The sequence below is a fragment of the Lentzea californiensis genome (assembly GCF_024648825.1).
Lineage (GTDB): Bacteria > Actinomycetota > Actinomycetes > Mycobacteriales > Pseudonocardiaceae > Lentzea > Lentzea californiensis.
Genome location: NZ_JANBBE010000008.1, coordinates 427,914 through 438,366 on the forward strand (window position 1 = coordinate 427,914; position 10,453 = coordinate 438,366).

10 protein-coding genes and 2 rRNA genes are annotated in these 10,453 nt (G+C 65.8%); 3 read left to right on the forward strand and 9 right to left on the reverse strand.

Annotated elements, in window-relative coordinates; translation table 11 throughout:
• Positions 1-21: 21 nt before the first annotated feature.
• Complete coding sequence (locus LX88_RS28990; RefSeq protein ID WP_504928588.1) at positions 22-873, reverse strand: DUF72 domain-containing protein; 852 nt, start codon at positions 871-873, stop codon at positions 22-24.
• A gap of 5 nt (positions 874-878) precedes the next feature.
• A complete protein-coding gene (gene lepA / locus LX88_RS28995) occupies positions 879-2,714 on the reverse strand; it encodes a translation elongation factor 4 (RefSeq protein ID WP_258950951.1) in 1,836 nt (611 codons plus the stop codon).
• Between the two features lie 83 nt (positions 2,715-2,797).
• Between lepA and LX88_RS29000 the strand changes: the two genes are divergently transcribed.
• Entirely contained in the window at positions 2,798-3,226 is a 429-nt protein-coding gene (locus LX88_RS29000) for a type II toxin-antitoxin system PemK/MazF family toxin (RefSeq protein WP_090070562.1), read from the forward strand.
• On the opposite strand, the gene LX88_RS29005 is transcribed toward LX88_RS29000, so the two are convergent.
• From LX88_RS29005 to LX88_RS29025, 5 genes are read right to left on the reverse strand one after another with little or no spacing between them, the layout of a single operon-like run.
• A complete protein-coding gene (locus tag LX88_RS29005) occupies positions 3,211-3,387 on the reverse strand; it encodes a DUF397 domain-containing protein (protein WP_258950923.1) in 177 nt (58 codons plus the stop codon). The genes LX88_RS29000 and LX88_RS29005 overlap by 16 nt on opposite strands.
• On the reverse strand, positions 3,362-4,207 hold the full coding sequence (locus LX88_RS29010) for a helix-turn-helix domain-containing protein (protein WP_258950924.1): 846 nt from the start codon (positions 4,205-4,207) through the stop codon (positions 3,362-3,364). Before LX88_RS29010 ends, LX88_RS29005 begins: the two co-directional genes overlap by 26 nt.
• 59 nt (positions 4,208-4,266) lie before the next feature.
• Entirely contained in the window at positions 4,267-5,109 is an 843-nt protein-coding gene (locus tag LX88_RS29015; protein ID WP_258950925.1) for a transglutaminase family protein, read from the reverse strand.
• Positions 5,110-5,111: 2 nt separating this feature from the next.
• Complete coding sequence (locus tag LX88_RS29020) at positions 5,112-6,059, reverse strand: alpha-E domain-containing protein (RefSeq protein WP_258950926.1); 948 nt, start codon at positions 6,057-6,059, stop codon at positions 5,112-5,114.
• Positions 6,040-7,704 carry a circularly permuted type 2 ATP-grasp protein gene (locus LX88_RS29025; protein WP_372511435.1) on the reverse strand — a complete coding sequence of 555 codons (1,665 nt, stop codon included), beginning with the start codon at positions 7,702-7,704 and terminating at the stop codon, positions 6,040-6,042. The genes LX88_RS29020 and LX88_RS29025 overlap by 20 nt, the downstream gene beginning before the upstream one ends.
• Before the next feature lie 98 nt (positions 7,705-7,802).
• Between LX88_RS29025 and LX88_RS44400 the strand changes: the two genes are divergently transcribed.
• Both LX88_RS44400 and LX88_RS29035 read left to right on the forward strand, forming a co-directional pair.
• On the forward strand, positions 7,803-8,663 hold the full coding sequence (locus LX88_RS44400) for a P-loop NTPase fold protein (protein ID WP_258950928.1): 861 nt from the start codon (positions 7,803-7,805) through the stop codon (positions 8,661-8,663).
• Between the two features lie 47 nt (positions 8,664-8,710).
• The gene (locus LX88_RS29035) at positions 8,711-10,057 is read left to right on the forward strand and encodes a P-loop NTPase fold protein (RefSeq protein ID WP_258950929.1); all 1,347 of its coding nucleotides are present in this window, start codon (positions 8,711-8,713) and stop codon (positions 10,055-10,057) included.
• Between the two features lie 56 nt (positions 10,058-10,113).
• On the opposite strand, the gene rrf is transcribed toward LX88_RS29035, so the two are convergent.
• Both rrf and LX88_RS29045 read right to left on the reverse strand, forming a co-directional pair.
• Positions 10,114-10,230 (reverse strand): 5S ribosomal RNA (gene rrf / locus LX88_RS29040).
• A gap of 111 nt (positions 10,231-10,341) precedes the next feature.
• A 23S ribosomal RNA gene (locus LX88_RS29045) occupies positions 10,342-10,453 on the reverse strand; the annotation flags it as partial.

The following is a 10,453-nucleotide window of genomic DNA, read 5'->3' on the forward strand; positions in this document are numbered from 1 at the left end:
GATCCGGCAACGACAGGTCACTCAGAACAGGGTCGCGGGCTCGACCGGCTCGGGCTCGGGCAGTGCTTCGAGGCTGGGCACCAGCGCTCGCACCTCGTCGTGGAACCGGCGGGCGAGCGCGGGCGCGTCGTGGTTGTCGGGGGTGTGCAGGAAGACCGTCGGCGACCTGCCCTCCCGCAGCCAGCCGGCGATCACCTCGGTCCACGACCGCCACCCCTCGACCGTCTCCTCGACCGAGTCACGGCCCAGGTAGCGGACGATCGGCTGGTCGGTCAGCCCCTGCGTGCGCCGCGGCAACCGCGGTTTCCTGTCCCAGGCCTCCCGCTCGGCCTCGCTGGTCGGCGGGCTCTGGAAGAAGACCGTGGTGTCGAACGGCACCCACTCGGCGTCCGCGCCGGCGAGCGCCCCCTCCAGCAGCGACGTCGCTGCGCCGTCGGTGAAGAACAGCGGGTGACGCACCTCCACGGCACGCCGGAGGCCGGCGGGCAGCCTGCGCAGGAAACGGCCCAGGGCGTCGACCTCCGCCGGGCCGAACGAGCCGGGCAGCTGGGTCCACAGGACCGCACGCTCACCGAGAGGTTCGATCGCGTCCAGGAACGCCCGCATCTCGGCCTCGACGCCGGCCAGGCGTCGCTCGTGCGTGACGACCTTGGGCAGCTTGACCACGAACCGGAAGCCGGGGCCGGTCTGCTGCGCCCAGGTCGTGACGGTCTTCCTGGCGGGCGTCGCGTAGAACGTGGTGTTGCCCTCGACGGCGTTGCACCAGCCCGCGTAGGCGCGCAGCCGCTCCCCGGCAGGGAGCGACTGCGGCAGGAACCGTCCGAGCCACGCCTTGTGGTTCCACATCGCGCAGCCGACGTGAAGACGTGCCACTGCGCCTACTTCTTGCCCTTCGGCTCATCCGTGGACAGCGCGGCGACGAAGGCCTCCTGAGGCACCTCGACACGCCCCACCATCTTCATGCGCTTCTTGCCTTCCTTCTGCTTCTCGAGCAGCTTGCGCTTACGGGTGATGTCACCGCCGTAGCACTTGGCCAGCACGTCCTTGCGGATGGCGCGGATCGTCTCGCGGGCGATCACGCGGGCACCGATCGCGGCCTGGATCGGCACCTCGAACTGCTGCCTGGGGATGAGCTCACGCAGACGGGTCGCCATGCGCGTGCCGTACGCGTAGGCGTAGTCCTTGTGCACGATCGCGCTGAACGCGTCGACCGTCTCACCCTGCAGCAGGATGTCGACCTTGACGAGCTCCGCGTCCTGCTCGCCGGACTCTTCGTAGTCCAGCGACGCGTAGCCGCGGGTGCGCGACTTCAGCGAGTCGAAGAAGTCGAAGATGATCTCGCCGAGCGGCATCGTGTAGCGCAGCTCGACCCGGTCCTCGGAGAGGTAGTCCATGCCGCCGAGCTGGCCGCGCTTGGACTGGCAGAGCTCCATGATCGGGCCGATGTAGTCGGACGGCGCGATGATGGTGCACTTGGTGATGGGCTCGTAGACCTCGGCGCGCTTGCCCTCCGGCCAGTCGGACGGGTTCGTCACGACGATCTCGGCGCCGTCCTCCATCACCACGCGGTACACGACGTTCGGCGCGGTGGAGATGAGGTCGAGACCGTACTCGCGCTCCAGGCGGTCGCGGGTGATCTCCAGGTGCAGCAGGCCGAGGAAGCCGCAGCGGAAGCCGAAGCCCAGCGCGGCCGACGTCTCCGGCTCGTAGGTCAGAGCGGCGTCGTTGAGCTGGAGCTTGTCGAGCGCCTCGCGCAGCTCCGGGTAGTCCGAGCCGTCGACCGGGTACAGGCCCGAGTAGACCATCGGACGGGGCTCGCGGTAGCCGGCCAGCGGCTCCGTGGCGCCCTTGCGCTCCGACGTGACGGTGTCGCCGACCTTGGACTGGCGCACGTCCTTCACGCCGGTGATCAGGTAGCCCACCTCGCCGACGCCGAGGCCCTGGGACGGCTTGGGCTCCGGCGAGACGATGCCGACCTCGAGGATCTCGTGGGTCGCACCGGTCGACATCATCTTGATGCGCTCGCGCGGCGTGATCTTGCCGTCGACGACGCGGATGTAGGTGATGACACCGCGATAGGTGTCGTAGACCGAGTCGAAGATCATCGCGCGGGCCGGGGCGTCGTCGCTGCCCACGGGGGCCGGCACCTTCTTGACGACTTCGTCGAGCAGCGCGCCGACGCCGAGACCGGTCTTCGCGGAGACGCGCAGCACCTCGTCCGGCTCGCAGCCGGTGATGTGCGCGATCTCCTTCGCGTACTTGTCCGGGTCCGCGGCGGGCAGGTCGATCTTGTTCAGCACCGGGATGATGGCGAGGTCGTTCTCCATCGCCAGGTACAGGTTCGCCAGCGTCTGCGCCTCGATGCCCTGCGCGGCGTCGACCAGCAGCACGGCGCCCTCACAGGCCTCCAGTGCGCGGGACACCTCGTAGGTGAAGTCGACGTGGCCAGGCGTGTCGATCATGTGCAGGACGTGGTCCTGCCCGTCGAGCTGCCACGGCAGGCGCACGTTCTGCGCCTTGATGGTGATGCCGCGCTCACGCTCGATGTCCATGCGGTCGAGGTACTGCGCCCGCATCGCCCGCGCGTCGACCACGCCGGTGAGCTGCAACATCCGGTCGGCCAGCGTCGACTTGCCGTGGTCGATGTGCGCGATGATGCAGAAGTTCCGGATGAGCTCCGGCGGCGTGAAGGTCGTGTCGGCGAACGAGGTCAAGGCAGTCCTCAACAGGAAATCGGACGGGTGTCCCCTTATGGTCCCATAGAGGTCGGTGTGCCCTGCACCACTAGGGTGCGTCCGTGCAGACGAACGGTGAAGACCCCCGCCCGGCGAAGGGCGCGGTGCGCGAGATTTCCGGCGCGGCGCAAGCCACGAAGCTCGACTACGCCCCCACCATGGACGGCGACGCCGATCCCGGCGAGGTCGTGTGGGCGTGGGTGCCCTTCGAGGAGGACGCCACCCGCGGCAAGGACCGTCCGCTGCTGGTCGTGGGGCATGCGAACGGCGACCTCGTGGCGCTGATGCTCTCCTCGAAGGAGCCGCGCGACGACTTCGTGGAGCTGGGCGCGGGCGCCTGGGACCGCGACGGCCGCCCGTCGTACCTGCGCCTCGACCGCGTCTTCGCCCTCGACTCCGACGACGAGATCCGGCGTGAGGGTGCCGTGCTGGCACCCGCCGCCTTCGGCCTGGTCGTGGACGCCCTACGCGAACGTCACGGCTGGCGCTGAACGAACGCACGCCACGCGGGTGCGCTGAAGCTCAGCGTGCCCGCGTCGGCGTTCTTGGAGTCACGAACGAGCACGTCATGAGCGAAAGACAGCTCTACACAGTTGCTGTCCTCGGTAGCACCGCTGTAGCTGCTCTTACGCCAAGCGCGGTCCCTGCGCATAGAAGTCCCCTCGCGGTCGGCCGACGTACTCCGCCAGCTTGCTCCGCGATTGTTCCGTATCCATGGCGACCTGCTCCAGGTGGTTGAAGAGCAGCCGGGTGCGTGCAATGGCCCCTGGGTCCTGCACGAACACCTTGGCGACGTCCGTGTCGCTGAACGCCACCGGCAACGACTTCTCGTACTCCCAGAGCACGAGGCCAGTCGACGGCACCACGATGTGCGCAGGCACGACCCTGATGAGATGCGCATCGAACAACAACCGGGCGTACTGCTCCTCCATGATCCGATCGCTGCCTACCCGCTGCCGCAACGCGAGTTCGTGGACGTAGAACAGACATTCCGGCCGGTTGTGCCGCCGCAGAATCGACTGACGATCGATGCGGAACTGCACGACCGTGGGAATCCGCTCCTCCGCGACGAACCCGCCGAGCCGGTAGAGGGCATCGGCGTACTCGGGTTCCTGAACCAGGCCAGGCACCGCGAGCGGGTCGTAACTCATGATCTTCTTCGCCGTCGACTCCGCGAACGCGAGCGTCCTCAGGTTGCCGGACACCTGGATGATGTACTCGTCGAAAGCCGTCGCGTAGCGGCGCCGGAACACCTCGAAGTAGTCGGCGTCCTTGCCGCACGCGGTCAGGAACTGCACGAGGTCGATCTCGCTCGCGCGCGCCTTGCCGTGCTCGATGGTGGACATCTTGCTCGGATCCCAGCCGAGCCGTATGGCCATCGCGCGGCCACCCAGGTCGGTGCAGGTCTCCCTCAGTCGGCGCAGCTCGTCACCGAGTTCCCTGCTGTACGCAGTGGATGTGATCACGGTCATAAGCCGACGCTAGGGTTTGTAGCGGGTCCAAAGAAGGTGCTCATTCGGGTGAAAACAACCTACGCGAGGCGCGTGATGTCGACCGTCACCTCCAGCGCGGTGGCCGCTCCACCGGAGTAGATCCCCTTCAACGGAGCCACATCCGCGTAGTCGCGCCCGAGCGCCACCCAGATGTGCCGTGGCCCGACCGACATCGCGTTGGTCGGGTCGTACCCCCACCACCCGCCGGTCCACGCCTCGATCCACGCGTGCGACTCGCCCCGCACCGTCTCCCGCAGCGCGCCGTCCTTCTTGGTGTGCAGGTACCCGGAGACGTACCGCGACGGAATCCCCATTCCTCGCAACAACACCAGCGTCAGATGCGCGAAGTCCTGACACACGCCCTTGCGCTCGTGCCACGCGTCGACGGCCGAGCTGTGCACACCCGTCGACCCCGGCTGGTACTTCAGCTGCTCCCACACCCACTGCGAGGCGGCCAGCACGGCCTCGGACGGCGTCTTGCCCTTCTTGAGCTCACGCGCCTTCGCCAGCAACTCACGGTTGCGCGGCGTGTAGCGCGTGGGCTCCAGGAACTCCGTGTACCGGTCGAGGACGTTCTCCTCGCGCATGTCCGCCCACGTCCCCGTGGTCACCGGCTCGATCACGTCGCTCGTCTCGACCACCGACGACGCGACGACCTGCAGTTCCTTGTGCGGCGCGTGCAGGTCGAACGACGTGACCTCCGTGCCCCAGTAGTCCGTGTACCGGTACGCACGGGTCGCCGGCGTGGTCTCGACGCGTGAGACGACCACGTTCTGACGGCGGTCACCGCGCGGTGTCAGCCGTGCCTCGTTGTAGGACTGCATGACCGGGGCCTCGTACTGGTAGCCCGTTGTGTGCACGACACGCACTCGCCAGCTCATGGTCAGCCCACCTCGGTGTTCGTCCAGGCGACCCACGGCGCCACGTGGAAGTACTGCGTCGAAACAGCCTCACCGACGTCACGCACGGTCTTCTGCAACGCCGAGAGACGTTTCGGCAGGTCAGGCAGCAGGTCATGCGGCCTCAGGAACTCCAGCTCACTCCGTGCCTTGCCGAGCAACCGCAACGCCTCCGCGCGCGCACCGACACGCACGGACGGTTGGTTCTCCAGCTGTTCCAGACACGACTCGGCCTGCCTCAGCGCGTGGAACACCGACCGCGGGAACAGCCTGTCCAACAACAGGAACTGCACCACTCTCGACGCGTCCAACGCACCGCGGTACGTCCTCAGATACGTGTCGTGCGCACCGGCCGACCGCAGCACCGTGACCCATCCAGGTGAAGACGCCTTGTCGCCCACACGAGCCAACAGCAGGCGCACGATCATGTCGACGCGCTCGACCGAACGTCCCAGCACGAGGAACCGCCACCCGTCGTCCCGTGACATCGTGGAGTCCGCGAGCCCGGCGAACATCGCCGCCCGCTCCTCCACGAAGCTGAAGAACGCGTGCGGCCCCATCGTGCGCGCGTAGGTCTGCCGTTCGGCGACGGCGTTCCACATCGCGTTGAGGCACTCCCACATTTCGGTCGACACGACCTCACGGGCACCACGCGTGTTCTCGCGCGCGCTGTTGACCGACGACACGATCGAACTGGGGTTGTCCTTGTTGTACGCCACCAGTTCCGTCAACGACCACACGTCGAACTGGTCGGCACCCTCCGGCGGTGTGATGCCGAGAACCGTCAGCAACTGCCGTGACGTGGCGTCGGGGTCGACGGTCGCGTCCTCCAACAGCTGATGGACCGAAACGTCCAGGATGCGCGCCGTGTCGTCCGCCCGTTCGACGTAGCGGCCGATCCAGTACAGCGACTCAGCGTTGCGTGCCAGCATTTCGCGCGCCTCCCTGCTGCTGCTGTTGTTGCTGTTGCTGCGGGGTGGTCAGTTCCGGCCCTTGCTCGGCCGCCGCAGCCTCCATTTCGGACGGACCGGCGAGCCCGGGCTGCGCCAGTTCCCGTTCCTGCGTGGACGACTTGGCTGCCAGCACCCACGTGTCCTTGGACCCGCCGCCCTGCGACGAGTTCACGATCAAACTGCCCTCCGGCAACGCCACCCGCGTCAGCCCACCGGGCAACACGAAGATGAAGTTGCCGTCGTTCACCGCAAAAGGCCGCAGGTCCACGTGCCGCGGCGCCAGCCGGTTGCCGATCTTGGTGGGCACGGTGCTCAGCTGCACGACAGGCTGCGCGATCCACCCGCGCGGGTTGGTCTTGATCCGCTTCCGCAACGAGTTCAACTCGCGCACCGTCGCGTCGGGCCCGAACACGATCCCGTACCCGCCAGAGCCCTCGACGGGCTTCACCACCAGCTCGTCGATGCGGTCGAACACGTGTGACCGCTCGTCCGACAACCAGCACCGGAACGTGTCCACGTTGGGCAGCAAGCACTTCTCGCCGAGGTAGTACTGCACGATCTCCGGCATGTACGTGTAGACGAGCTTGTCGTCCGCCACCCCGTTGCCCACCGCGTTGGCGACGACGACGTTGCCGGCCCGCGCCGCGTTCAACAGCCCGGCGATCCCCAGCACCGAGTCCGGCCGGAAGTGCACAGGATCCAGGAAGTCGTCGTCGATGCGCCGGTAGATGACATCGACCTGCCGCTCACCCTCGGTCGTCCGGAGGTACACGAAGTTGTCGCGGCAGAACAGATCCCGCCCCTCGACCAACTCCACACCCATCTGCCGCGCGAGCAAGGAGTGCTCGAAGTAAGCACTGTTCGCAAGGCCAGGCGTGAGCACGACAACGTTCGGATCCGCGGCGTTGGGCGCGGCAGCGTTGCGGAGTGCCCTGAGCAGATGAACCGCATAGTCACCCACAGCGCGCACACGGTGCCGTGCGAACAGGTCAGGAAAGACCCGAGCCATCGTCCGCCGGTTCTCCATGACGTACGAGACACCGGACGGACACCGAAGGTTGTCTTCGAGCACCCGGAACGTCCCCTGCTCGTCCCGCACCAGGTCCACACCCGAGACGTGGATGCGCACCCCGTTGGGAGGACTGATGCCGGCCGCCTCCCGGTGGAAGTGCTCGCAGCTGGTGATGAGCCGCCGCGGCAACACTCCATCCCGGACGATCTGCGCGTCACCGTAGATGTCCGCGAGGAACATCTCCATCGCCCGCACCCGTTGAACGATGCCCTTCTCGAGCTTCGACCACTCAGTGGCCGTGATGATCCGCGGGATCAGGTCAAGCGGAAACGGCCGCTCCTGACCACTGAGCGAGAACGTGATCCCTTGGTCCACAAAGGCCCTGCCAAGGGCCTCACTCCGCGCGTTCAGCTCGTTGACCTGCGACGGAGCCACCGACTCGTACAGCGCGCGGTAAGCACTCCGCACCCCGTTGTCCGTCGAGAACATCTCGTCGTAGGCACCGGCGTGCGGCCGTTCGGGATTCAGATAGCCGTTGAACAGCTCACCGAGCCTCGGCGTGGTGACCGTGCGGCTGCGGCGCAGTCCTGAGGTGCGGGCTCGGGGCTCCATGGTCCACATCTTGAACCTAGTTACGCCGACCGCGCACTAGTCCAACCGGACAGAAACATCCTGGAAACGAAACCCAGTGCTTTGCCGACCTTGCAGGCGTGACCTCAGCCGAAGTGCCAGGCATGGAACTAGAACACATCACCGAACTCAGCACGCCCATCACCGAGTTGGCCATCGATGATGGGGACCCCGAAAAGCCCGTGCTGTGGGCGTTCTTCGACGGAGGGCCACCGCAGACAGTTCTGGCGAACACCGGTGAACACTTCGCAGGCGAATCCACCGCGAGTTTTCAGAACGCAGCTCGCAGCCAGCGATCGCTGCAGGTCGCAGGCCTGGAAGTCGAAGCAGACGGCGCGGACATCATCGTGATCTCAAGCTCAGGCGGCGTTCGCCGGCTGACCGGGCACGGCACACCTGTCACCACGTTGGGCCTGTTCCCCGCTGCAGGCGAACCGCTGCTGATGTCCGGGAGTGGAGGCGGTTCCATCCGAATTTGGAACCCGCGCACCGGCGAGGTGCTGCGCCGGAGTCAACGGTGCCAGGTCTCGGTACTGCTCACCTTCGCCGGTCCGGACGGTGGTGTCCGGATCGCCTCAGGAGGTCGGACTGGCGAGTTGTGCGTTTGGAACCCCTTGATACCGGGTTCGTCCAAGGCCGGGCCTGTCTCGACGCACGGGTTCAGCGATCGGGTGGCACGGACGGACCTGCTGGACCGTGGCAGCCTGGTGTCGACGCTCACCGAGATGCTCCGGCCACGTCACGGCGACGCGCCGACCGTGATCACCGTCGAGGGAGCGTGGGGTTCGGGTAAGAGCACCTTGCTCGAGCTCGTGAAGAGGCGACTGTCCACAAAGCCCACCAAGTTGCTACCCGGCCCCAGACTCACCCTGTTCCGCGCGGACCTCATGCTTTGGCGATCTGAGCTGAAAGCGCTGAAGCCTCCCAAACGGCCCCAGTGAAAAAAGTACCGAAGTACTTCCTGGAGGACTTTCAACGGACACAGAAGATGCTGGACAAACCAGTGCCCGAGCCGGTGGTCGTGTCGTTCAACCCGTGGCGACATCAGTCGAGCGAGCAGGTGTGGGCAGGCTTGGCGAAAGCCCTCGCCGACGCCGCCCGACCCGCGATCATGCCGCACCAGAACATCCATGAGCGGTACTGGTTTCATCGCAACGCCAAGCGCGTGGATCGGCGTCACCTGCAACGCCAACTCTGGCGGAGAACGTTCTCACCGTTGCTGTCGTTCGCCGGTCTGGGTTTCGGGCTGTCCATGCTCGGCGCGCTGACCAAGTCGAACATCGGCTGGGCATGGTGGGCGACTGCCGGGCTCGCCGCGGCAGGAGCACTGCACACTGGGCTCCGGTACGTGTTCGGCCGAGCGTCGGCGTTTCTGCCTGGGGAGCTGTTCGCAGGGCCTGTTGTCAGTAATACCTTCTCGAGCACCGCAACGGATCCGATGATCCGTGACCCGTACTACCACGCTCGCTCAGGCTATCTATACCTCGTGCAGCACGACGTCCAGCAGTTGCTGAAGGACCTCGAAGCACAGAACTACCAGTTGATCCTGCTGATCGATGACCTCGACAGGTGCACTCCTCGTACGACGGCAGAAGTGTTCGAGGCGATCAACGTCTTCCTCTCGGACGACTTTCCTTCCAGCAGATTCATGCTGGGGCTCGACACCTCGGTGGTCGCGTCGCACGTGGACCGCGCCTACAAGGAACTCGCCGACGCGAACATCGTGACGCACCTGGACGACCCAAGTCCTGGATGCACGTTTCTGCGGAAGATCGTCCAGCTTCAGGTCCGACTGCCTCGCACGACCGCTGACAGCATCGACCAGCTGTTGCTCGCGCAACTGGGTCCGATACACCTCGAACCGCAGACGGAGACATCTGAAGCCGCTCAGAAGTCCGGGAACACGCCGCGCCAGAAAAGGAGCTCTGCTTGGAGAACCGATCAGAAGATCATCGCGATCGAGCAGCACCCGAAGGTCCGCGAGCACCTGCGTCACCGGCTAAGGGCCCAGCCTGAGCAGTCCGTGCGCGAGGAGAAGCGGCTGCTGAATGTATGGCAGTTCTACCTGCGCATGCTGAGATCCGTCGACGTCGTGCAGGCATGCCATCTGGTCGCCGTCGCCGAGATCGCAGTCAGGTGGCCGGCGTACCTGCACCGGCTGCGCTGTGGATGGCAAGACTTGGCCGATGCGGTCGACAACGACGTCCAGTGGGGCGCGACGATCGCCAAGCTCGGGTACGCCTATTCCGATCGCAGGGCCGCGGCGAACTTGCGGGAGTTGCTTCGGGATTGCGATGCGCCAGCGGTTGCGAAGCTGGCGAACAGGTTGTTTTGAACGTGAAAAAGCCCTGCGGGGAGCGCTTGTGGCGCTCAACCCGCAGGGCAAATTAAGTTCGGCGGCGACCTACTCTCCCACACCGTAACCAGTGCAGTACCATCGGCGCAGAAGGGCTTAACTACCGGGTTCGGAATGGGACCGGGTGTTTCCCCAACGCTATGACCACCGAAACACTATGAAATTACAACCTGAACCCCGACACCAGCAGCAAACAGCCTGCCGGCGGGTTCGATCGGTCCTGGTTGTTCTTCCAGAACCGCACAGTGGATGCGTAGCGTCTTTGTAACAAGTCCTCGGCCTATTAGTACCAGTCAGCTCCAACCGTTACCGGTCTTCCACCTCTGGCCTATCAACCCAGTGGTCTAGCTGGGGGCCTTAACTCACGAAGAGTGG

What these genes read in the sequence shown, in the direction of transcription:
- LX88_RS29005 (WP_258950923.1), bottom strand. Translation starts at nt 3,387, where the DNA reads ATGCGCAGGGACCGCGCTTGGCGTAAGAGCAGCTACAGCGGTGCTACC.
- LX88_RS29010 (WP_258950924.1), bottom strand. Translation starts at nt 4,207, where the DNA reads ATGACCGTGATCACATCCACTGCGTACAGCAGGGAACTCGGTGACGAG.
- LX88_RS29015 (WP_258950925.1), bottom strand. Translation starts at nt 5,109, where the DNA reads ATGAGCTGGCGAGTGCGTGTCGTGCACACAACGGGCTACCAGTACGAG.
- LX88_RS29020 (WP_258950926.1), bottom strand. Translation starts at nt 6,059, where the DNA reads ATGCTGGCACGCAACGCTGAGTCGCTGTACTGGATCGGCCGCTACGTC.
- LX88_RS29025 (WP_372511435.1), bottom strand. Translation starts at nt 7,704, where the DNA reads ATGGAGCCCCGAGCCCGCACCTCAGGACTGCGCCGCAGCCGCACGGTC.
- LX88_RS29035 (WP_258950929.1), top strand. Translation starts at nt 8,711, where the DNA reads ATGCTGGACAAACCAGTGCCCGAGCCGGTGGTCGTGTCGTTCAACCCG.